We start from the raw sequence: 23,249 nt of genomic DNA on the forward strand, positions 1-23,249 counted from the left end.
TGCGGCTTTTGCTTCATTCTACTCCGCATCAATCTCCTGTCAATACACCGAAATCACAAATAAAGTTGGAGCCCGGAATCTACCCATTCTCTGGGGTTAAAGCGGCAAATACAGGGAGAATAAGCTTCCCTGTCCCTCGCGGCTGTGCAAAGTAATGAACCCGCCAAGCAGTCTGGCCAGATCATTGCTGATCGACAAGCCCAGCCCTGTTCCGCCGTACTTGCGGCTGATGTTTGTATCCGCCTGCTCAAATGCCTCGAAGATCAGATCATGCTTCTCCGGCGGAATACCTATCCCGGTATCCTGCACCTCAAAGGCGACCCATTTCCGCGAGGAGAGCCCCTCTTGCCGTTCCACTACGCGGACATTCACCGATACACCGCCTGTCATAGTGAACTTGAAGGCATTTGAGAGCAGATTGCGGAGAATTTGCTGCACCCGCTGGGGATCCGTATAGATAACCCCCGGCATGTCTGCATCCAGTGAAATATCGAAGGCCAGCTGTTTCTGTTTGGCTACTACACTGAACTGCTGAAGGAGCAGATCAGGGATCTCACTGACATTGAAATCTTCATTAATAATATCCAGTTTTCCGGCTTCTACCTTGGACAAGTCCAGAATATCATTAATAAGTGAGAGAAGATCTTCACCCGAGCGGTGAATGATCCCGCCGTATTCTGCCAGCTCTTCTACACTCAGTTCATCTTCGCTTTCTTCAATTAGCTGGGACAGGTTAATGATACTGTTAAGCGGTGTTCTCAGCTCATGGGACATATTGGCCAGGAACTCCGACTTGAACTGCGAAGCAAGCATCAGCTGCTTGGCCTTCTCCTCCAGCACGATTTTATTCTTATGAAGCTCCTCCGTCTGCTCAGACAAAAGCTCATTGGCTCTTACGATCTGTCCGGTGCGCATCAGATCCAGCTGGAAGTCGCGGATAATCAGCGCAAACAGCACACTGAGAGCAAAGCCTGCCGGGAACGTGACCGGCAGAATATCCGTTATGTATTCCTGCGCCGGGATGACCCCAAATACCGCAATATTCAACGCATTCACTACATTTACCACCAGGACAGCAATCAGTCCCTTTTGGATCACAGAGGCAGAAGAACGCTGTATCCAGAGGCTCAGGCCGGCGCAGACGAAGCCCAGGAGAGATAAATTCAGCACGCCTACCACAGCTGCTTCGGTAACCCCGAAGGTCAACCGCGTAAGCCCAATTCCGACCCCAATAATGATCAGGACCAGAGGCTGGGGATAAGCCAGCGTAGAAATAATAAGCGGCACAAACCGCAGGTCAAAGATCACATGCTCGTCCAGTCTGTATCCGAAAATTGTACTTACCCACCCGGCGAAGATCGCGAGCAGGACCCAGCTTACTTTTTTCACAGGTTCAGAAGCATAGGTCACAGTATGTTTGTATATTAAGTTTGCCAGATAAGACAATGTAATCAGCAAAGCGGTATTCACAAAAAATATTTTCACATATTCCATAGCCTCACTCCTGCAGCAAAAAATGATATAACAACGATTATTATTTATACTATCATAGAGGAATGAAATCATGAAGCCACAGTGCTATTGCATATGTATAAGAGGTAGTCTTTTTTACGCAGTCTCCCTTGTGCCTATCCGCAGAAGAAGAGCGCAAATCAGATACGATTTGCGCTAGAGCGCAAATCAGATACGATTTGCGCTCTTCTTCTGCGGTGTGAACCAGGGCATCATTGCCTTCCAGCGCCTTTTGGGTACGGAAGCTCCGCCTTTGCCGCCAAGCTGTATAACAGGTGCCTCATTCAGATCAACTTCGGCCGGTGTCCACGTCTCTGCTTCCGGCAGTATATAGTACCGGGGGTGATAGGTGCTGATGGTATCTCCTTGCTGTGTCAGCACCCGGTTAGCATGTATCTCAATAATCCGGCCTGTAACGACGAGGGAATTATTCATAGACATCCGCCTCTCCCTGCATTTGTGATGATCTGATCTGAGGCCATATTCTTCTTTTATCTGCGGATCGACTGCTCCCAGTTGCGGTATTCCGCCTCTGCATCATCCTTGGAATGGCCGTAACGCTCCTGCAGCTTACCTACCAGTTTATCCTTTTCGCCGTCTATTACATCGAGGTCATCATCTGTCAGTTGGCCCCATTGCTTCTTGGCTTCACCTTTGATCTGCAGCCATTTACCTTTTAGCACATTATTGTCCATTACAAGCTCATCTCCTTAGCTGTCGGTTTTTGTTGGCATAAGCTAATAATTCTTAGTGAATTATTACCCGTTGGCCCTTTGTGTGAATCCAAAACCCCGGGACAGGCCCCCATAATGGAGCTGCAGCCCAAACCGCAAAGAAAGTCATAGTTTGTCACATAAAAGTCTTTTAAAAAGCTGTTCATATATTTTAAAATTTGATATACTTCAGAAGTAAATTTATTTATCATTTAAGTGATTATTTTCACATGAGTATTTCCCAGCTTGTGCTAGAATGCCATCGAACAAGAAACGAGATAATTAAATTTTTTCTTATTACCTGCCGATATATGTCGTATGACTGCTACAAAAAGGGACCTTAGACCGATTTCAAAGTGACAAATGTCATTTATAAAGTGATTTTTATCACTTCCAATTATTATTAAAATGTTTTACATTTTAATATATATATTTTAAACTATTTTCTTGGGGGTCATATCAAAATGAAAAAAGCTTCTGTAATCTTGTCGAGCGCTCTGGTACTTGGCACTTTACTCGCAGGTTGTGGCAACAACAACAATGCGGGCAACGCTGCTGCAACTACTGCACCTGCTGCTGCGACTACTGCACCTGCTGACGCAACAACTGCTCCTGCAGCTAACGCTGGAACAGAAACAGGCAAGTACCAAGACGGCACCTACTACGGAACAGTTGATGTTGATGCAGAAACTGGCTGGCAGACTTTCGTTCTGCTTACTGTAGAAGGCGGCAAAATCACCAAAGCTGACTGGAATGCTTTCAATACCAAAACAGCCGGCGATCTGAAGAAAAAAGTATCTGAAGACGGCAACTACGGTTTGGTTAAAATTGGCGGTGCTCAATCCGAATGGCATGAACAAGCAGCTAAAGCTGAAGCTTTCCTGATTGAAAAACAAGATCCTGCAGCACTTGCTTTCGATGCTGAAGGACATACTGACGCTGTATCCGGCGTATCCGTACATGTTAGTGACTTCGTAGGCGCTGCTCAAGCTGCTCTTGCTGCTGGTCCAGTACAAGTTGGTCCTTACAAAGACGGCGGTTACAAAGCTGAAGGCGAAATGGATGCTGAATCCGGCTGGAAATCCACTGTAGCTGTATCCGTTGCCGGCGGTAACGTTGTAGCTGTTAATTTCAGCGGCGTGAATGCTGCAGGCGATGATAAGAAACAATATTCTGTAGACGGTAAGTATGGAATGAAAGCTGGCGGCGCTTCTGCTGAATGGCACGAAGAAATCGCTCTTGCTGAGAAATACTTCCTTGAAAATAAAGGCGCAGCTCCTACCCTGGATGCTGAAGGCAAAACAGATGCAATTTCCGGCGTATCTATCCACGTTGGTGAATATTTCACACTGGCACAAAAAGCACTTGAAGGCGCGAAATAATTATTCGCTATCCTTTTGCAGCTAATCAGACGAATGAGGTGAGTTTCTCTTGAAGAAAATAGTCATTTTGGGCGGCGGCTACGGCGGCGTACTCACGGCTAAGAAACTGGCAAAGAAATTTAAGAACGACAAAGATGTAGAAATCAAACTGATCGACCGAAATCCATACCACACTCTCTTGACTGAGCTGCATGAGGTTTCTGCGAATCGCGCACCTGAGGATTCGATCAAAATTGACTTGAAGAAAATCTTTGCCGGCCTGAAAGTGGATGTTGTTCTCGACGAAATCAGCAACATTGATTTCAAGAACAAGAAGCTGAAGTCCGACAAAGCTACCTATGCTTATGATTACCTGGTAATCGGCACAGGAAGCAAACCAACCTTCTTCGGAATTCCCGGAGCTGAAGAGAATACCTTCTCCTTCTGGTCTTATGACGATGCAGTTGCCCTGAAGCGTCAAATCCGCGACATGTACACCAAAGCTGCGAAGGAAAAGAATGCGGCAGTACGCCGTTCCATGCTGACCTTCGTAATCATCGGTGCCGGCTTCACTGGCGTCGAGCTGGTTGGTGAAATGGCTGAGCAACGTGAAGAACTGTGTAAGGAATTCTTCATTGATCCTTCCGAAGTAAGATTGATTGTAGCTGATATGGCTCCGAAGATTCTGCCTATCCTTCCAGAGAAGCTGATTCAGAAAGCCGAAGCCCGCCTGCGTAAGATGAATGTAGAAATTGTTACCGGCGCCAAAATCACCGAGGTAGGCACAGGTTCTGTAGCCCTCGGCGAAAAGAACATCGTGGATGCTCAGACTATCGTCTGGACGGCCGGTGTTGAAGGCTCCGAAATCGTTGGCAGTCTTGATGTTCAGCAACAAGGCCGCAAACGTATTGTTACGAATGAACACCTTGAAAGTGTTGACCATAAGAACGTATACGTTGTAGGGGATAACATCTTCTTCATCCCTGAAGGCGAAGAACGTCCAGTTCCACAAATGGTTGAGAATGCTGAACAAGCTGCACCTGTTATCGCGGGCAATATTACTGCCGATATCAAGGGCACGCCTAAAAAAGCTTACAAACCAGGATTCCATGGCACCATGGTTTCGATCGGCAGCCGCTACGGTGTAGCGAACGTTGGTCTTCCGGGCAAATTCTTCATGCTGACCGGCTTCATGGCTATGCTGTCCAAACATTTCATCAATATGTTCTACCTGTCCCAGGTTGTAGGTTTCAACAAAGTTTGGACTTACATGATGCACGAGTTCTTCCATGTTGAGAACCGCAAGAGCTTTGTCGGCGGATACTTCTCCAAGCGCTCGCCGAACTTCTGGCTCGTTCCGCTCCGTATGCTTTTGGGTGGTATGTGGCTATACGAAGGCATAGAGAAGATCAGAAAAATCTGGGTTGATCCCAATAAGATTTTCCTGATTCCTGCAGCTCCTTATGCAGATGCTACTTCTGCAGCCAGCGTAGCTGTGGATGCCGTTAAAGACACCGTAGATGCCCAATCTGCAGCTTCAGCAGTATCCACTGCCAAAGAAGCAGTATCGGCTTTGCCGGTTCCAGGTTTCATCTACGATATTTCTAACTGGTTCATGGATCTTATGTTCTACAACCCGGACGGTTCTTACACCTTCCTGGCTAAATGGTTCCAAATCGGCATGGTTTGTGCCGAAATCGTCTTCGGTGTTATGCTTATCGTTGGTTTGTTCACAGCTATTTCTTCCCTGGCTACTATAGGTATGGCGGTCATGATCTGGACCACCAAGATGGCAGCTACAGAAATGCTCTGGTACGTTGCGGCGGCTATTGCCTGCATCGGCGGATCCGGCAGCGTGTTCGGTCTGGATTACTATGTTCTTCCTTGGCTCAAGAAGCAGTGGAAGAGGATTCCACTCGTCCGGCGCTGGTATCTGTTTACCGACTGACGCTTTGGGTAAGTTTTTTCTGAGCACCGCTTAATTATAGCACCGACTTATGTGCATTCTATGTGGCTGCATGAATATGATGTTCTTAAGAGTAATGTGTCCCTAGGACACATTACTCTCCTTGTTTAACAAGGTGAAAGCACATATCTGCATAAAGATGTACAGAATGGTTTTGTAGGGATAATCAGGGCTGTGGTTTCTTCCGGCAAAACCGACAAGAAGGAGAGAATCTTGTGAACAAAAAACTCATTGAAGATACATTCCGGATGCTTCAGGCTGAAATGTCCCCGATCGCCGGAATTCAGTTGTATCTCTCTCCGGCAGAATGCGAGCAGTTGCTCTCGGTACTGGAACGCCATGATCTGGAATATGACCGCAAAGTCCATTTGCTAGGTATTTATACCATTCTTACCGTGGCTGCACAGCGCCATATGGAATGTGTCCCACATCATCCTGACCTGACCCGCAGCATTTTGGATGGAGATTACCTATACAGCTTTTACCTGCAGTTTGCAGTGAAATGCCGAGAGCTGGATCTGGTTGCATATTTGGCTCCCTCAATCAAAAAAATGCAAATTGGACGGTCAAATGGAGATTTCACGGAACAGGATCCGGCCCAGGGGTTTGATGAATTCCTCATTCAGGAGCGCAGACAGCGAAGCCGCACAAGCAAAGCCATTTGACAGGTGGGAACACAAAAGATGAAGCTGCACGAAGCCTTGCATATTGATCTGAATGAAATTAACCGTGAAATTAAGAATTTGGTGACCCGCGATAAGGATGTACCCAAAAAGTCGCTGCTGGCGCAGAGTATTCTCGAACTGACCGGCTCCGGCGGCAAACGGCTACGCCCGCTGATGGTCATAGTCGGCAGCCGGTTCGGACGCACGCCGGCCGGACGCAGAACTCTGCAATTATCCGCAGCCGCTGAATTCATCCACGCCGCCTCATTGATTCATGATGATATTATTGACGACGCCGAACTGCGGCGGGGCGAGCCTGCGCTGCATACCAAGACCGGCATCTTATCGGCTGTGCATATCGGCAATTATATGTCCGCCCGCGTCATTGAGCTGCTAAGCAAGTATTCGGGTGATAAGAACAGTTACGTTCACGATCTGTCTTCTGTGGCCACTGCCCAGTTATGTCTGGGGGAATACCAGCAAATGGAGCATGCTTTTGATTACAATCTGACGCTGGAGCAATACCTGGAAAAGTCCCGTAACAAAACAGCGCTGCTGATGGCTACCTGCCTGCGGGTAGGTGCACTATCCACAGAAAGCACCGAAGAAGTCGCCGATCTTCTATACAATTTCGGCGAATCGCTCGGCATGTCATTCCAGATTCAGGATGATATCCTTGACTTCACGCAGTCGGCGGATGTGCTCGGCAAGCCCGCAGGCAGCGACCTACGCCATGGTCAAGTTACCTTACCAGTACTCTTCGCCCTGCAGGACCCTGAGCTTGCGCCTGTCATCCGCCGGATTGGCCCCTCTTCTTCTTCCGAAGAGGTTGCGCATGTCTTGGAGCTGGTTAAGAACAGCGACGCTCTGGCCCGCACAGAAGCTGTCAGCCAGGACTACCTGTCCAAGGCCGCAGCGATTGTGCAGCAGCTCTCCAGCTTCCCGGCGCATGCCGATCTGGAGATCCTGCTGCAATATTTCGCCGGACGGGACCGGTGAGCCGGAGCTGCTGTCCGTGCAGCCCGTTCACCTCTCACACCACATAAATTTCTATGTAAACGGGCCCTTGCGGCTCGTTTTTTTGCTTTATGCGAAACACCGCCTTTATCCCAGTGATTTTTTGAAAATCCTGCACAGAATACAACATTTCCCTCATAAACTCGCTCCTAAACCAAAATTGTTGTACAAAATGCAACATTTCTCCTCTTCAGAGCCGCTTAACGGAATAATTGTTGTATTTCATACAACAATCCGTCCGAACACCCTACTATTAATGAATCAGAGTTGTAATACGTACAACATTATGCCCGCACAGAGTTACTCAGGTACTTTTTATGGAGACCTAAACTATACAAGAACCTAATAGGTAGGATTCATTCGTGTTTGGATTCTACTGTACGGCGTGCAATAGAAATAGTTAGGCCGGACGTTAATTCTACCCGTTTGATGTTGCTAATCAAGCGAACGCAGCAACGCGAACGTGAGCGTGTTTAGCTTAGTGGTTTGCTTTTTAGGTTTGCTCTTGTGGGTTGTACCTTGGGGGTTATACTTGGGGATTTATCTTGGGGTTTATCCTTGTGGGTTGTCCTTTGGGGGTTGTCTCTTGCGGTTGTCTCTTGGGGTCGTCTCTTTTAGGTTGTCCCTTGGGGCTTGTCTCACGGAGGCAAAAAGAAAAGCGCGAAGCCTAAGCTTGTCGCGCTCTTTGCCGCCCGCCCCCGCTGGGTAGGCTTGTTGTCTTTTTGAAGTTAATCTTGCCTGGGGAGAGGTTAGGACGGAACGGAGAGGAATTTTGGAACTGGAGAAGCGTCAGCGTTCGCCTTTAACTTCGGATTCCTACCGCAAACAGCGGTTCAAACCAGGGAATCCGAAGTTAACAGCGATCGTAAGTCCAAATATTCCGCGCAGTGCAGCATCCCAACCTCACTCTCGCCAGCGCCTACCGCGCCTACCGCGCCCCCCGCAAACTAATTAACGTAAAAATAATCAATCAACGTACACAGCAATATCACCATACTGATCACCTGGTTCAAATTATAAGAAGCCACCTTCATCATTTTGCGGTTCGAAGGCTTGATGATCTTATGCTCTGTCATGAGCAGCAGTGTAGCAATCCCGATGCCGACCAGATACATCCAGCCGAGATCACGCCAGAGGTACAGGAACAGCAGCAGCATAATCATAATGAAATGCAGACCCTTGGAGATCCGCAGGGCGTTCTCCAGTCCGAAGAAGCTCGGAATGGACCATAAGCCATTTTTTCGGTCGAAATCGATGTCCTGGGTCCCGTAGATGATGTCAAAGCCGGCTATCCAGAGCATGACCACCGTTCCGATAACGAATGGAGTGAAGGCAATATTCCCAGTTACAGCAAACCAGGCACCGATCGGCGCCGAGGCAATCACGAAGCCCAGATACAGATGGCTCAGGAAGGTAAAACGCTTCGTGTACGAATAGCTCGAGATCAGCACGATGGCCACCGGAGACAGCAGCAGGCAGAGCAGATTCAGCATCCCGGATGCGACAATAAAAAGCGCATAGTTGATGATGATGAACAGGATGACTTCCTTCTCAGCGATCAGACGCTGCGGCAGATGCCGGTGTGCGGTACGCGGATTATTGCCGTCAAAGGTACGGTCCACCAGGCGGTTGAACGCATTGGCCCCGTTACGCGCGCCGATCAGAGCGATCAGCCCCCACAGCATCATATGGCCGGAAGGCCAGCCTCCCGCCGCCCATACCATCGAGATGATGGCAAAAGGCAGGGAGAAGAGCGTATGGGAGAACATAACCAGCTCGCTGAACATTTTCAATTTAAGTGCCGTATGCTTAAAAGCATTAATGATAACCATAATGTTGTGCCTCTTTCTTCAATGAATCGCTTGCTTGACCAGGGACAGCACTTCATCCAAGGCAGCAAGCATAGCATCAATATTCTCTGCGGTGACGACCAGCGGCGGCTGGAAGGCGAGAACATTGCGGCCTATGCCGTTTTTGCCGATCAGATAGCCGCGGTCCTTCATCTCTTCGAGGACATGGTCTGTCCGCTCAGCCGCCCCCTCAGCGTCGGAGCCGGCAAGCTCGGCCCCCAGCATGAATCCGGTCCCCCGCACATCGGTGATCAGCGCAGGATAACGCTCCTGAAGCCGGAGCAGGCCTTCCTTCAAACGTCCGCCCAGCTCAGCCGCACGTTCCGGCAGCCGTTCACTCTGGATATAATCCAGCACAGCCAACGCCGTAGCCGCGGATACAGGGTTGCCCCCGAACGTCGAGGCCGAAGGCTTGTTCAGGGATGCGGCAATCTCATCTGTAGTCGAAAATGCGGCGACAGGTACTCCGTTGCCCAGTGCCTTAGCCATGCTGATGATGTCCGGAACTACGCCGAAATGCTCCATGGCAAACATAGCTCCCGTACGGCCATAGCCGGTCTGAATCTCATCGTCGATCAGCAGGACGCCGTACTGCTCCAGCAGCGCCTTCACCTCACGGAAATAAGACAGGGCTGGCATAATCATGCCGCCGTTCCCCTGAATCGGTTCAACGATCATGGCGGCGATAGTATCCCCTTTCTCGGCGAGTACACGCTTCAGGCTCTGAATCGACCGCGCAGCAGCTTCTTCCAGCGTCATCTCCGGATGATACGGACGCTCAATGAACGTCACATCTTCATCCAGGTAAGCGTCTGTCCGCCACATTTGCAGGCCGGTCACGCTCATTGTAAGATTGGTCCGGCCATGCAGGCCGGCTTCCAGGGCAATGAAGCCTTTGCGGCCGGTATGCATCCGGGCCAGCAGGAGTGCCCCTTCATTCGCTTCCGAGCCGCTGTTAACGAAGAAGGTCCGGCGCAACGCGCCCGGCAGCAGGCCCTCCAGACGCTCGGCCAAATCTACATTCGGCTGAGTCAGATAGACGGTCGAGGTATGCTGCAGCTGCTGCAGCTGTGCTATCGTGCGGGAGGTAATCGCCGGATTGCAGTGGCCGCAGGCGACAACCGACACCCCGGCGAAGAAATCCGTATATTCTTTGCCGTTCTCATCGTACACGTACTGCATGCTTCCGCGTACCAGTTGCGGTGCATCCCGGTAAAAATGTGCGGTGCACGGGTAGAAATATTGCTTTCTTTTGGCGGCTACCGCATCTCTTCCAATGATGTTGCTCTGTTCCATGAAGGTTCCCTCGCTTTCAGCTGCTGATAATCCAAGATGATGTCCATGATGTGAATAAGAAGATATGATTCAGGCTTATTAGATTGTGAAAAAAATAACTTATAAATGCGCCGCTTACCGTTATTATACTCGCCCTAACGTTATTTTAAAATTGAATTATTATTAATTAAATTGCAGGGAGCCCAGTGTGTAGCCCGCGTATACCGGCTTAAGTCCGCCCAGCAGATCATCGCCCAGCTTCGGTCCGTTAAGCGCAGCCTGGTAAGCAGCAATAATCGTGCGCAGTTCATCTGTGCTGTAAGTAGCCCCTTCAATCCGGAAGCTCGCAATCCCAAGTCCGTTCATCTCATCCAGCATCGGCAGATAACACAGCTCTTTGGCGAACAGCAGGTGGCAGCGGCCATATTGGTCGCGGTAGACCGGATTCTCACCCTTGTCGGTTTTGAGCACCAGCACATCATTGCTGACAAACTGGTTGTCTTCCTCACCAATCGGCTCCATCACTTCCGTATTCTCGAACAGATCATGCTCCATATACATCAGCGCCGGCGTTCCGTGAACCACAACTTCCAGCGGCAAATCGCTGCGGGAGATAAAGGAGGCAAAATGCTCTAAAGTCATTTCGGGTGAAACTGTAAGCTTCGTAAGGCCGAGTCCGGTATACAGTCCTGCAGACAGGTGGTTGTAAACGTTCAGGTTGGCATCGCCAATCATCGGGTAGCCGGTCCCGCGGTAGCGGCGGATCGCTCCAAGGTTCGTAATCATCAAGCCGTCAATCGGCAGCTTCTCCCCGTTCAGCAAGTGGTCATATTGATCAAAATGCAGCTCCGTCATCATCCGAGGCATTCCGAGGTACAGCTTAGTCCGGCCTTTGATGGCTCCAAGCTCCTTAATATCCTGCTTCGTGAACGGACGGTCCGGCTCAAACACATCACCCGGAATATATAAGCTCTCTACACCCATCTCCAGCACGACGCGCGCCTGTTCCATATTGTTCACCCGCACAGCCAGCTCCGGCTTCGTCTGCTTACTGCGTTTGTCTTCGGCCATCCGTTCGCGCAGCTGCATTACCCGTGCTTCGGACAGCTCGCGCTCTGCAGTCGGTGTACTGAATACTTTGCCAGTGCTATAGAACTTGCCTGTACCTTCATAGCGGCGGTTGATATTCGTTAGTCCCGGTTTGCCAAAAGCGTACGCGGTGGAAAAATCACGTTTGCGGTTCTTGTACAGCTCTTTGGAATCTACCGTACGGTCAAAGCCCAGCGGATCATCGATATAACGGTCAATCGCATCGCCATAGCTGTTGGCCAGACTCACCATAAATTCCTGGTCGCGCATGCGTCCTTCAATTTTGAAGGAAGTAATGCCGGACTCAATCAGCTCCGGAAGATGCTCATACATGAACATATCCTTCACGGCCAGCGGGTATTCCGCAGGGAAGACATAGCCGTCACGTTTGATCCGGTAATCCCAGCGGCAAGGCTTCATGCATTTGCCCCGGTTGCTGCTCATCCCGAACACCTGGGAACTGAAATAGCAGTTCGCTCCGTGCACGGAACACATATCGCCATGGATGAAATATTCCAGTTCTACACCGCTTCTGCTTCCCAGCAGCTTCGCTGTCTGCAGATCCATCTCACGCGAGGTAACGACCCGGCTGACGCCAAGCTCCTTCAGTGCGTGAATCATCTCCAGATTATGCACATTCATCATGACCGAAGCGTGAACCGGAACGGTAAGCTCCATCTCACGGATCAGCTCCAGCACAGCCATATCCTGCACGATCAGCGCATCCGGACGGGCGCCGTCAAGAAACCGCAGGTACTCTCTGGCTTCTTCCACATCTTCTTCGCTAAACAGATTGTTTACAGTGACGTATACTTTTTTATCCAGCTTGTGGGCGATCGACACGGCTTCAATTATTTCCTCGTGACTTAAGTTATAGCCCTTGCGCATCATTCTCATATTCAGCACCGGGCCGCCGAAATACACGGCATCACACTTCGATTCAATCACAGCCTTGAAAATCTCGAACGTTCCGGCAGGTGCCAATAATTCAATCTCTTTACCATTAAAATAACGTGCCATTCTTGTTTCCTCCTAAACTTCCTACAATAATGCTACTGCAATTCCTAAGACAACGAACATAGCAACAAACAGCGTATCAGCAGTGCCCCACCTGAGGCGGTGATACCGGCTGCGCGGCGCATCCATGCGGAAGCCCCGGGCTTCCATGGAATACACCAGGTCCTGGGCACGCCGGAAGGCACTGGCGATGACCGGAACCAGCAGGGAGACGAGCATCCTCGCCTTCTCCTTCAAGGGCAGCTCCTTCAGATCGGCGCCGCGCGAGGCCTGCGCCTTCAGAATAATCTGCGCTTCATCCAGGATCGTCGGGATAAAGCGCAGCGCGATGCTGATCATCAGCGTAATCCGGTCCGGTGACAGGCCGAGCTTCTTAAACGGAGCAAGCACACCTTCAAGGCCCTGGTTCAGCTTGCCGGGCGTTGTCGTAAAGGTCAGCAGTGCCGTGAAGGTCAGCAGGAACAGCATGCGGATGACTGAGAACGCCCCCAGCCGCAGGCCTCCCTCATGCAGCGAGAAAGAGCCGAGTGACCACAGGACATCCCCTTCCTTCACGGACAGGGACTGCACAATGAAGATGAATAACATCAGATAACGCAAAGGCTTCGCAGCCTTAATGAAATATTTTAGCGGGATGCGGGTGGTTGCCATAACAATGATGGAGAACACGGCTATGAGCCCAATCGCCATCCACGAATTGGACAGCAAGATAATCACTACGTAGAGCAGCATGCCCGTAATTTTGGACCGGGCATCCAGCTTATGGACCCATGAGCCCGTATCAATGCTGCGTCCCAGCAGCAGGCGTTCATTCATGGTCATTCCCCATTTCTTCTGTCCCGGCGGCGTTCTTGCGCTCTTCGAGCAGGGCGGCAATCCGTTCCGCGAGGGCCTCTGCCGTAAGGAGCGGCTTCTCACCGGCCAGGCCGAAGCGTTCGGCGACGGCCTGCCAGTACCCCCCCCCCCCCCCCCCCCCCCCCCCCCCCCCCCCCCCCCCCCCCCCCCCCCTGCCAGTACCGGAGCGACTGCGGAACCGTCAGTCCGCAGCGCTCCAGAATCGCCGGATCAGCGGCCAGCTCCTGGCCGCTGCCCTGGAAGGCGAGCCCGCCGTCCTTAAGCAGGGCCCAGCTGTCGGCATACGGCAGCAGCTCATCCATCCGGTGCGTCACGATGATGATCGTCCGGCCCTGCTCGCGGCACAGCCGCTCCAGCAGCGCGATCAGCTCAGCGCGGCTTACCGGGTCCAGCGTCGCTGTCGGCTCATCCAGCACGACAATGTCCGGGTCCATCGCCAGCACCGAAGCGATGGCGGCTTTGCGCATTTGTCCGCCGCTCAGGCGGAACGGATTGCGCTCCAGCAGGGCAAGGTCCAGGCCCATGTCCGTCATCGCTTTGCGTGCCCGCTCCTTGGCTTCCTCCAGACTCACGCCGAAGTTAAGCGGCCCGAAGCAGAGGTCCTTCTCCACCGTATCTTCGAACATCTGCTGCTCCGGGAATTGAAAGACCAGTCCGACCCGCCGGCGCAGCGGAAGCAGCTTCGGCGACTTCTCTCCTGCAGTGATGGTTATATCAAACACCTGCACCGTACCTTCCGTCGGTTTCAGAATCCCGTTGAACAGCTGGAGCAGCGTGGACTTACCGGAGCCCGTTGCCCCGGCAATCCCGGTCAGCGACCCCTGGGCAATATTCAGATTAATCCCATGCAGCGCCGTCTGCTTCCACATACTGCGGTCAGCATACGTATAGCTTACTTGCTGAAGTTGTATGGCCATAGTGTGTCTATAAGCTCCTTTTCGCTGGCGGGTACATCCACCGTAATCCCCCGGCTCTGCAGTTCACGGGCAAGACGCCAAGGGTAGGGTTCCCGCAAATGGCATTTCTCCAGCAGCTCTTCATTACGGAACAGCTCCGCAGGCAGCACATCCGCCGCTATGCTTCCGCCATGCAGTGCAAGCACACGGTCCGAAGCCAGGATTTCATCCGGATCATGTGTAATCAGCAGTATCGTGTACGCCCCTTCTGCCTGCATGTCCCGCAGAATGCCCATAAGCTCATCACGGCTGCCTTCGTCCAACATAGAAGAGGCCTCGTCGAGGATGACGATGCCTGGCTTCATGGCGAGAATCGAAGCAAGCGCGACACGCTGCTTCTGTCCGCCCGACAGCTCTCCGGGATGCTTGGACAGCAGATGATCAATGCCCAGCTTCACGGTATAGAGATCAAGCCGCTGCTTCATCTCTTCGTAGGGCAGACACAGGCCTTCCAGGCCGAAGAGGATATCTTCCTCTACCGTCTGTCCGATGAACTGGTTATCCGGATTCTGGAACACCATCCCGATGCATTGCCGGATGTCTCCAATTGTCTCTTCCTGCAGCGTATGTCCGCAGACAGTAATCTCCCCGGCACTCTTGGGCAGCAGTGCATTCAGAAGCTTGACGAGCGTAGATTTCCCGCAGCCGTTGGGTCCTACAATGCTTACCCATTGGCCCTGCGGGATAGACACGTTTATGTCATGGAGAATCGGATGCTCCGGATCATATCCGAACGAGACTCCCGCAAGCGTAATAACGGCCGGTTCCTCACCGGCCTCTGTATCTTTGTACGATTGATTCATGTTAGTCATCCTTCCGCAGCTAGTGGCCCGGTCCGTTCAGGAACTCTTCAAACAAGGATATTTTGGATAGCGAGTCTACGACATACCGCACGGCGAAGCCGACAGCAATCCCCGTCACAATCCCGGTAATCAGCAGAATCGGCAAGTAGTAGAAAATACTCGTTGAATTGAATACAAACGAGGCCGCAAGTAACTGGCCGGTATTATGAGCCAGGCCCCCTGCAATACTGATTCCGATGACACTGAACCTCTTGCCGCCGAGCTTCACCAGTGCGAACATGACCACAAAGCTGAACAGCGAGCCGAACAGGCTGAAGAGCAGACTGGACAGTGTGCCGAGCAGAAACGCGGTCAGCAGCGTCTTCAGAATGACCAGCACGAATACATCTCGTCCGCGCAAAAAGTAAATACAGGTCAAAATCATAATATTGGCGAACCCCAGCTTGGCTCCGGGCATCAGCCCCATTCCCGCAAGCGGAATCTGAGCCTCGACAATACTCAGCACTACGGCAACGGCCGCGAAAATCGCAATAATGACCGTCCGCTTCAGCGCTGTAGCCGATTCACTACTGGACATAGGCATCTACTTCATCCTCCCCCGAACCACTTGCAATTTCAACTAATACCCGGTGCGGAAGGCATACTATGGTCTGCTTGGGCAGCGTGATAAATCCAAAGCCGAGACATACCTGATCGGGACAATCCGCATCGTACATCTCAATCCCGTAATCATGCACCTTCAAAATGTTATAGCCCCGATCTGTACGGATATCAATGGTTTGCTCTTCTTTGGTAAGCGTTACTGTTTTGAACAGCTTGCCGTCTACCGTTATATTGGCCGTAAGTTCCTTGCCCGGCCCACCTTTATCAGCATCATTTGACAGCCATCTCGGCACGAGGAAAGCGAGCGCAGCAATCAAAACGATAGAAATCAGCAGCACATCTGCGCGTTTCATAGAAATCTCCCTTATTTTTTAATTAAAATCCAGACTTAATAATTATAACGGTCCGCCCGCAATCCTTCAATGAATGTAGTCGTTAATTGTCGCATTTCAATGGCAGTTCACAAAATAGGCACGCAAAGCAGAAGCGGAACCCTCCATAAACTGGATGGCATCCGCTTCTGCAAGAAATATAAGGATAACCGGAAGAACGCGCATCCTTATCCTGTTTTGACGGGATAGCCTGTTTGAATAGGTTCCGGCTTCCGTTCAAAGTAAGACAGAAACAAGCCGGCGAATTCCGGGTCCCATTGAGTGCCCCTTCCCTGCTCCAGAATATCCAGCGCCCGGTCGTGGTCCATCCCTTTGCGGTAAGGGCGGTTAGAGGTCATAGCATCATAGGCATCCGCCACAGCGATAATCCGGCCATGTAAAGGAATATTCGTACCGGCAAGGCCATCCGGATATCCTTTACCGTCATAACGTTCATGATGGGAACGGACGCCGCCCAGATAGGGTGCCATCTTTTCTACCGGTTCAATCTGCCGCAGAATATTCTCTCCAAGCACCGAATGGCTCTTGATCTGGTCAAACTCCTCATCGGTCAGGGCTTCTTCCTTGAACAGGATGCTGTCCCTCACCCCAATCTTGCCAATATCATGCAGCAGGGCCGTCTTGCGCAGATCGTCCAGCTGCTGCCCGGTGAGTCCGGCCAGCTGGCCGATAATGACAGAGTATTCCGCGACACGCAGGGAATGCCCTGCCGTGTAAGGATCACGGGCATCCAGCGCCACAGCCAGTGTAGTGAAGTAGCTGTCGAGCAGCTGCCGGCTCTGTTGCTCCCGGGCCTGCAGCCCCCGGACCATCATATTAAACCCCGCTACAAGCTTAGAGAATTCATCGGAGTATTCATCCTGAACCTGAATCATATTGCCGTCTTTCACATGATTCATTGCCTGATACAGCTCATTAATAGGGTGCTGCACACTGTTGGTCAGCAGCCATGCCGCAATAGAGGAGAAGAGCGTGCCGATCAACAGCACCATACTCGCCCAGGCCCAGTAACTTTGAAGCCCCACCACAACTACAGGACCCTCATGACCATTCAGGCGAATATGGGTAGCCATGATAAACAGGAACAGCGGAAAGGTGCCGATCAACATACAGCTCACCAGAAATTTGGGACGGATAGGTACAAATACATGACCTTCCAGAGAAAAGTCGACACCGTACTGCTCCAGCGCCCGGTTCCTGAATTCTTTGATCAGCGGAATAATGGCCGTACAGGTCAGAAAAAATTCAATCAGCGCATGCATACACGCCACAAGAACAGCGCCGCACATAGCCAGAATCAGATAAAAATACGGGATAGTGATCCAGCCGTTGTAGATCATCCAGAATGTCATCAGGACAGCCGGGAGGGACAAGCCCAGAAGGTGAGGCCCCATAATCCGCTGAACCGCGCGCTTCGGCAATTGATGTGTATGCAGATACGCCTCTTCCAGCATAGACAAAGTAAGGTTCTCTTCATACAGCGCAGTGCGTATCGGTCTGATCTGATTGATAAAAACACCGATCTCCATGACCGCCATAATCACGAATGACAGGACGAGCACAAGCAAGAGCCTGAAGTATTCAATGCTGCTAATCTCCAGAGAGGAGAGCAGAATCAAACTTCCTACTGCCAGCACCGCTACAGCTGAGCCGAACATATAATTCCGGATCTGATTTTTCAAAAATCTTCTGTATAATCTCATCTGTCCCATCATCCGTCCCGGCCTCAGCCCAATATCGGCTTGCTTTTCTATACATCACATGTTATAATAGTATAATATTTGTTTTCGTGTATGATTATCCCCATCAAGAAGATGTCAGGCCGGTGAATTACTTGTCTTTATTATCGGCAGTTTGGACACAAAATCTTACGTTTTCTTGCAGTACTTTTCCTTTTTATGAGATTAAATTCGAACATAGCATTCCGATTCGCACTGGCGCGGCCACGGAGCCGCAAGGACAAAAGAGAGGTAGGGCTTTTGTCGTATTGGAAGGATTTCTCTCGCCACACGGCTGCTGGAAATAACAAGGAACAACGACACCCGTTTCGCTCACAAACGGCGGGGGATTCATATACCGATAAGACATGGCTGTGCTGCTTCCCTGACGCAGGGAAAGGCCCCATGTGTGGAACATAATAAGCGCCCGATACCCGCTGTTTGCGGATATCGGCGATACCCGCTGTTTGCGGATATCGGGCGCGTCTACGTTCCGGGGACTTTTTTTAGACCCAATCAGCCGCTGCCGGGCTGTGTATATAACGTTCCACGAAATCGCCTACTGTGCGGATATACTCCCTTTTATCCGTATCATAGGCAAGACCATGCCCCGCTCCATGCACCACCAGCTTCTCCTTCGGACTCTTGCAGGCACCATACAGCTCATCCATCATCGCAAAAGGCACAAACTTATCCGCATCTCCATGGATAAACAGAATCGGCACCCGGGCTTTACGCACCTGATTCAGCGCTGACGCTTCACCGAAATAATAGCCGGCCTTCATCCGCGTTACCAGGCTGGCAATCTGCACAAAGGGAAAGCCCGGCAGATGATACATCCGCCACAGCTGGTAAGTCAGCTGCGCTTTGACTGAGGTGTAGCCGCAATCGGCGACAATGGCTTTGACCTGCGGAGGAAGCTGTTCACCGGCGGTCATTAGCACTGTCGATCCGCCCATAGATACGCCATGCAGCACAATTTGCGCCTCCGGCCCGGTCTCCTGCAGAATAAATCCGATCCACTGCAGATAATCACGGCGCTCCGGCCAACCGAAGCCAATGTAGTCCCCTTCGCTCTTCCCGTGACCTCTGGCGTCAGGCAGCAGTACATTATATCCCAGGTTGTCATAATAGTTTTTGGCGGTTGCCCCCATATCCTTAGCCTTGCCGGAATATCCGTGGGCAATAATTACGGTACGGCCCGCAGCACGTTCCGAAGCCAGATAATAGCCTCGCAGCTTCAGTCCATCTTCCGAGACCAGCTCCACTTCCCGGAAGTTCTGCCGTGCTACCCATTCCGCCCCTTCCCCCCACGAAGCCCCGGCTACCGGCGGGTCCACCTTCAGATCCGGCGTCTTGCCCAGGAATTCCTTGGGTGCCCGCTTAATAGCCACTCCATAAAAGTAAAATCCGGCATAAGCCAAACTCCCCGCGACAACAACCATCACCACTAGCAGGTATATACTCCACATAACGTTCACCCTTTCAGTAAGTAACCATCCCTTTGAGGAAATGTGTATTCTTGCTTATGAATAATTTGAGCCTAGTATAGCATGGTATCCATTCAACTAAAAACACTGCCGTCAGTCCGGCGCTGCCTGCTTCAACCAAGTGTAAGCTGCGAATAGAATGCGCCCCCGTATACAAAAAGGCTGCTTCCCGGAGAATCTCTCTCCGGCAGCAGCCCTCATCCAAACACAGCGGCATAATAATAATTATTTGCGCTTGTTCGCTCTGGCGGTTCTTCTAAGAAGCAGGCCCAGACCGGCAAGAGCAACACCCGTAATATAGTACGGTGCAGGACTTGATTCACCCGTCTGCGGCAGGGTTTGCTCTGCAGTCACACTGCCCAGAGGAATCTCGTCATCGATAATGATTTCTTCAGGTGCCGGTCCTGCTACAGGTGATGGTGCAGGTGCAGGAACCTCCACAACTGGCTGTGGCGCTGTTGTCAACAACGTCACAACCGGTGATGCTGCCGGCCCGAGAGGAACCGGGTCATCATTAATAGTAGTGTCGGTATCAGTCACAATAGTCCCAATCACTGTCGGAGCCGTTGATGTCGGAAATACGAAGCTTGGGACAAAGACGCTCGTGCTGGTTGCTGTTGGTGCCGCTGTAGGCGCTGTTGTCGGTGCCGCGGTCGGCACTGTTGTTGGCGTCGCTGTCGGTGTAGCCGTAGGCGCTGTTGTTGGCGTCACTGCCGGTGTCGCAGTTGGCGCTGTTGTCGGCGTCGCCGTTGGTGCCGCTGTTGGCGCTGTTGTTGGCGTCGCTGTCGGCGTTACTGTCGGTGTTGTTGTTGGCGTTTCCGTTGGTGCCGCTGTCGGTGTTGCCGTTGGCGTCGCTGTTGGCGTCGGCGTTGCCGTTGGTGCCGCTGTTGGCGTCGGCGTCACTGTCGGTGTCGCTGTTGGCGTCGGCGTTGCCGTTGGCGCTGTTGTCGGCGTTGCCGTTGTTGGCGTTGGCGCTGTTGTTGGTGTTGCCGTAGGCGCTGTTGTCGGCGTCGCCGTTGGTGCCGCTGTTGGCGTTGTTGTTGGCGTTGCCGTTGGCGTCGCTGCTGGTGTCGCTGTCGGTGTTGCCGTTGGTGTTGGCGTTGGCGTCGCTACTGGTGTCGCCGTTGGTGTCGGCGTCACTGCTGGTGTCGCCGTTGGCGTCGGCGTCGCTGCCGGTGTTGCCGTTGGCATTGGCGTCACTGCCGGTGTCGCTGTTGGCGTCGGCGGATCTTGCCCCTTATAAGGAATATGGTGGGATTCCCCCGATCCTGAGAGCGAAGCTCCGATCAGATTCCCGTTGATTTGACCATTATTAAATTGAATAGAGGCATATGGAGCCAGCACAGATCCCAAAACTCCGATACCTTCGATATGAAGACTGGTCGCTTGACTGAAGTTATATAACACTTTACCGTTCATAGCGTTATCCTTATTTCCGTTACCATTAATTCCAGTCCCCATATTCTTCATAGTTATTGAAGTACCGGAGATATTAACTATAGCTGTTGAGCCATCAGGAATCTTAATTCTCAACTCATTTGCACTAGACAGCTTACTCCCGTCCACAGTAAATATGTTAACACCCGAATTTGTACCTTCCAAAAAGAAATTACCGGAATTGGCAGTGGTAACCCCGTTAACAGGCTGAGAAGCAAGCTGCTGAGATTTCTCACGGAGCACACTAAACTCGGCTGAAAAGTCCACAACATTTATTTTTTGTTGTAAGCTTCCTGTCCCCCCGCGCGGGCCTCCGCTGCCGCTATAACTCCCCCCATAGACTACATCACCCACGGTTTCTCCCTGTGAATAATACAGATTACCACCGGCGATGAGAGAGTAGGCTTCCTTCGTTTCCTCACTAGTAAGACTATGTCCCACAGAGTAATTAACATTTAAATTCACGTTTCCGCCGGCAGCTAATCGGCCTTCAATATCACTATGCTTAACATCAACATCTCCCAATATGAACACATTATACTTGGATGCATTGCCCGGCAAAGAGTTGCCCTCGGCTTTAACTGAGATGCTCCCCAGTGAAATAATTCCGCCGCTTCCCACAATCAGAACTGCTATAAGTCCGAACACCGTAAGACGTTTGAATTTTTTTAATTGGAACATACAGGCTCACCTCACAGTTAATATAGATATAGGCCACATTTATATAACAAAAAAAGACCGCCGGAAAGAGGATTGCTCTCTTTACGGCAGTCGGACGATCGTTGCGCTCCATCGCGCTTTAGACTCCTGGACTTTGCGTCCCGTCCTTTCGAACGGTTTGCGTTTATACGTCAGTGAAAGATTAGGTTGTGAAATTATGTACTAAATCAAACTTTTATACTAATGTCTATGACATTCGTTACTTTGGAACTATTTTTAGTTTATCCGCTATCAAGGCTGATTGTCAATGAAATCCTTTGAAACATCTGGTAATAGATTATATCTGCTGATTCATTCCAAAGCACTGTTATAAAAGGGTTTTTTAAAGAAACTTTTGCTTTTCCACCTAAATCCTGATCCTCTCATCGCTCTCGATGGCACCTATAAGGATATTTTGAAACCATGTATAAAGAACTAATTTTAATATCGCAAATTTTAATATAAACACGAGGCCCAATGATCGTAAAGACGCACCTCTTTCTCCTTAGCACATTTTCTTTTACAAGGAAATATAACAACAAATGTATATCCCATATAAAAAAGGCTGCTTTCAGGAGAACGTCTTCTCCCAAAGCAGCCTTTTCGCAATTTAGCGGTGATATCGCCAGCCTTTCGGAAAGGCTCTTACGGATTGCATTTATTTACGTTTATCTGTTCTGGATCTTCTGCCGAGGAATATTCCCAGTCCTGCAAGAGCTAAACCGACTAAGTAATAAGGAGCCGGACTGGATTCACCAGTCTTCGGGAGCGCGGCATCTGCAGGTACATTACCTAACGGAATCTCTTCATCAATGATTGTCACAATCGGCGTTGGACTCGGTGTTGCGCTTGGGCTTGGTGTTGGCGTTAGGGTTGGACTTGGTGTTACTACTAACGGCTGAGGTGTTGCTGTTGCCACAGGGCCCAAAGGCAGCGGATCATCAATAATTATGGTATCTGGATTTACAATATAGCCGATTATTGGAGTCGGCGTTGGCACTACATTAATAAAGACGGGCGGTGCAGACGATGGCACTGGTGCCGGTGGTAATGTCGGTGCTGGTGTTGCCGTTGGTGTTGGTGTTGGTGTTGGTGTTGATGTTGGTGTTGGTGTTGGTGTTGGCGTTGGTGTTGGTGTTGGTGTTGGTGTTGGTGTTGGTGTTGGTGTTGGTGTTGGTGTTGGTGTTGGTGTTGGTGTTGGTGTTGGTGTTGGTGTTGGTGTTGCTGTTGGCGTTGGTGTTGGTGTTGCTGTTGGTGTTGGTGCTGCTGTTGGTGTCGGTGCAGCCGTTGGCGTTGGTGTTGGTGCAGTTGTTGGCGTTGGTGTCGGTGCTGCCGTTGGCGTTGGCGTTGGTGCAGCCGTTGGCGTTGGTGTCGGTGCCGCTGTTGGCGTTGGTGTAGGCTCTGTTGTTGGTGTTGGTGTTGGTTCTGCTGTTGGCGTTGGTGTTGGCGCTGCCGTTGGTGTCGGTGTTGGATCTGCCGTTGGCGTTGGTGTCGGTTCTGCCGTTGGTGTTGGTGTTGGCTCTGCGGTTGGCGTTGGCGTCGGTGCTGCTGTTGGCGTTGGCGTTGGTTCTACTGTTGGTGTTGGTGCTGGTGTCGGTTCTGTCGTTGGCGTTGGCGCTGCCGTTGGTGTCGGTGTTGGCTCTGCCGTTGGCGTTGCTGTCGGTTCTGCTGTAGGTGTTGGTGTTGGCGTTGGTGCTGCTGTTGGTATTGGTGTTGGTGTTGGTGCTGCTGTTGGCGTTGGTGTTGGTGCTGCTGTTGGTGTCGGTGCAGCCGTTGGCGTTGGTGTTGGATCTGCCGTTGGCGTTGGTGTCGGTTCTGCCGTTGGTGTTGG

Annotated in this window: 19 protein-coding genes and 1 riboswitch; of the genes, 4 read left to right on the forward strand and 15 right to left on the reverse strand. The window is 51.2% G+C overall.

Annotated features, from left to right (window positions below):
• Positions 1 to 96 precede the first annotated feature (96 nt).
• The 3 genes from QW71_RS33745 to QW71_RS33755 all read right to left on the reverse strand — a co-directional run bounded on the left by QW71_RS33745 (position 97) and on the right by QW71_RS33755 (position 2,207).
• The gene (locus tag QW71_RS33745; RefSeq protein WP_039309795.1) at positions 97 to 1,494 is read right to left on the reverse strand and encodes an ATP-binding protein; all 1,398 of its coding nucleotides are present in this window, start codon (positions 1,492 to 1,494) and stop codon (positions 97 to 99) included.
• Positions 1,495 to 1,680: 186 nt separating this feature from the next.
• Complete coding sequence (locus tag QW71_RS33750) at positions 1,681 to 1,953, reverse strand: hypothetical protein (protein WP_152679917.1); 273 nt, start codon at positions 1,951 to 1,953, stop codon at positions 1,681 to 1,683.
• A 50-nt stretch (positions 1,954 to 2,003) separates the two neighbouring features.
• Positions 2,004 to 2,207, reverse strand: coding sequence for a CsbD family protein (locus QW71_RS33755; RefSeq protein WP_039309803.1), 204 nt, complete (start codon positions 2,205 to 2,207; stop codon positions 2,004 to 2,006).
• 482 nt (positions 2,208 to 2,689) lie between these two features.
• Between QW71_RS33755 and QW71_RS33760 the strand changes: the two genes are divergently transcribed.
• The 4 genes from QW71_RS33760 to QW71_RS33775 all read left to right on the forward strand — a co-directional run bounded on the left by QW71_RS33760 (position 2,690) and on the right by QW71_RS33775 (position 7,216).
• On the forward strand, positions 2,690 to 3,607 hold the full coding sequence (locus QW71_RS33760) for a hypothetical protein (protein ID WP_039309804.1): 918 nt from the start codon (positions 2,690 to 2,692) through the stop codon (positions 3,605 to 3,607).
• 49 nt (positions 3,608 to 3,656) lie between these two features.
• Entirely contained in the window at positions 3,657 to 5,534 is a 1,878-nt protein-coding gene (locus tag QW71_RS33765; RefSeq protein ID WP_039309805.1) for an FAD-dependent oxidoreductase, read from the forward strand.
• Between the two features lie 233 nt (positions 5,535 to 5,767).
• The gene (locus QW71_RS33770) at positions 5,768 to 6,217 is read left to right on the forward strand and encodes a hypothetical protein (protein ID WP_039309806.1); all 450 of its coding nucleotides are present in this window, start codon (positions 5,768 to 5,770) and stop codon (positions 6,215 to 6,217) included.
• 18 nt (positions 6,218 to 6,235) lie between these two features.
• Positions 6,236 to 7,216 carry a polyprenyl synthetase family protein gene (locus tag QW71_RS33775; protein ID WP_039309807.1) on the forward strand — a complete coding sequence of 327 codons (981 nt, stop codon included), beginning with the start codon at positions 6,236 to 6,238 and terminating at the stop codon, positions 7,214 to 7,216.
• 965 nt (positions 7,217 to 8,181) lie between these two features.
• Here QW71_RS33775 and QW71_RS33780 read toward each other — a convergent pair.
• The 12 genes from QW71_RS33780 to QW71_RS40235 form a co-directional block, all read right to left on the reverse strand.
• Positions 8,182 to 9,066 (reverse strand): UbiA-like polyprenyltransferase, encoded by an 885-nt coding sequence (locus tag QW71_RS33780; RefSeq protein WP_042133181.1) that lies wholly within the window; start codon positions 9,064 to 9,066, stop codon positions 8,182 to 8,184.
• Between the two features lie 18 nt (positions 9,067 to 9,084).
• Positions 9,085 to 10,380 carry an aspartate aminotransferase family protein gene (locus tag QW71_RS33785; protein ID WP_039309808.1) on the reverse strand — a complete coding sequence of 432 codons (1,296 nt, stop codon included), beginning with the start codon at positions 10,378 to 10,380 and terminating at the stop codon, positions 9,085 to 9,087.
• Positions 10,381 to 10,542: 162 nt separating this feature from the next.
• Entirely contained in the window at positions 10,543 to 12,468 is a 1,926-nt protein-coding gene (locus tag QW71_RS33790; RefSeq protein WP_039309810.1) for a peptidase U32 family protein, read from the reverse strand.
• Positions 12,469 to 12,489: 21 nt separating this feature from the next.
• Positions 12,490 to 13,287, reverse strand: a complete 798-nt coding sequence (locus QW71_RS33795; protein ID WP_306766082.1) for an energy-coupling factor transporter transmembrane protein EcfT — start codon at positions 13,285 to 13,287, stop codon at positions 12,490 to 12,492.
• A gap of 92 nt (positions 13,288 to 13,379) precedes the next feature.
• Entirely contained in the window at positions 13,380 to 14,237 is an 858-nt protein-coding gene (locus QW71_RS37485) for an energy-coupling factor transporter ATPase (RefSeq protein WP_235441622.1), read from the reverse strand.
• Positions 14,213 to 15,079, reverse strand: coding sequence for an ATP-binding cassette domain-containing protein (locus tag QW71_RS33805; protein ID WP_039309811.1), 867 nt, complete (start codon positions 15,077 to 15,079; stop codon positions 14,213 to 14,215). Before QW71_RS33805 ends, QW71_RS37485 begins: the two co-directional genes overlap by 25 nt.
• Positions 15,080 to 15,098: 19 nt before the next feature.
• Positions 15,099 to 15,662, reverse strand: a complete 564-nt coding sequence (locus QW71_RS33810; protein ID WP_039309812.1) for a Gx transporter family protein — start codon at positions 15,660 to 15,662, stop codon at positions 15,099 to 15,101.
• Positions 15,646 to 16,035: a NusG domain II-containing protein gene (locus QW71_RS33815; RefSeq protein WP_039309813.1), complete on the reverse strand. Its 390-nt coding sequence runs from the start codon at positions 16,033 to 16,035 to the stop codon at positions 15,646 to 15,648. Before QW71_RS33815 ends, QW71_RS33810 begins: the two co-directional genes overlap by 17 nt.
• Positions 16,036 to 16,241: 206 nt before the next feature.
• Positions 16,242 to 17,756 (reverse strand): HD domain-containing phosphohydrolase, encoded by a 1,515-nt coding sequence (locus QW71_RS33820; protein WP_306766083.1) that lies wholly within the window; start codon positions 17,754 to 17,756, stop codon positions 16,242 to 16,244.
• Between the two features lie 542 nt (positions 17,757 to 18,298).
• Entirely contained in the window at positions 18,299 to 19,264 is a 966-nt protein-coding gene (locus tag QW71_RS33825; protein WP_039309814.1) for an alpha/beta hydrolase, read from the reverse strand.
• 243 nt (positions 19,265 to 19,507) lie between these two features.
• Positions 19,508 to 21,400 (reverse strand): choice-of-anchor A family protein, encoded by a 1,893-nt coding sequence (locus QW71_RS39440; protein ID WP_083442838.1) that lies wholly within the window; start codon positions 21,398 to 21,400, stop codon positions 19,508 to 19,510.
• A gap of 82 nt (positions 21,401 to 21,482) precedes the next feature.
• Positions 21,483 to 21,572: riboswitch (cyclic di-GMP riboswitch) on the reverse strand.
• A 504-nt stretch (positions 21,573 to 22,076) separates the two neighbouring features.
• The coding region (locus tag QW71_RS40235) for an LPXTG cell wall anchor domain-containing protein (RefSeq protein ID WP_152679919.1) at positions 22,077 to 23,249 on the reverse strand (1,173 nt) is incomplete at its 5' end.

Origin of the sequence: Paenibacillus sp. IHB B 3415, assembly GCF_000802655.2 — a bacterium.
GTDB lineage: Bacteria > Bacillota > Bacilli > Paenibacillales > Paenibacillaceae > Paenibacillus_AQ > Paenibacillus_AQ phytohabitans.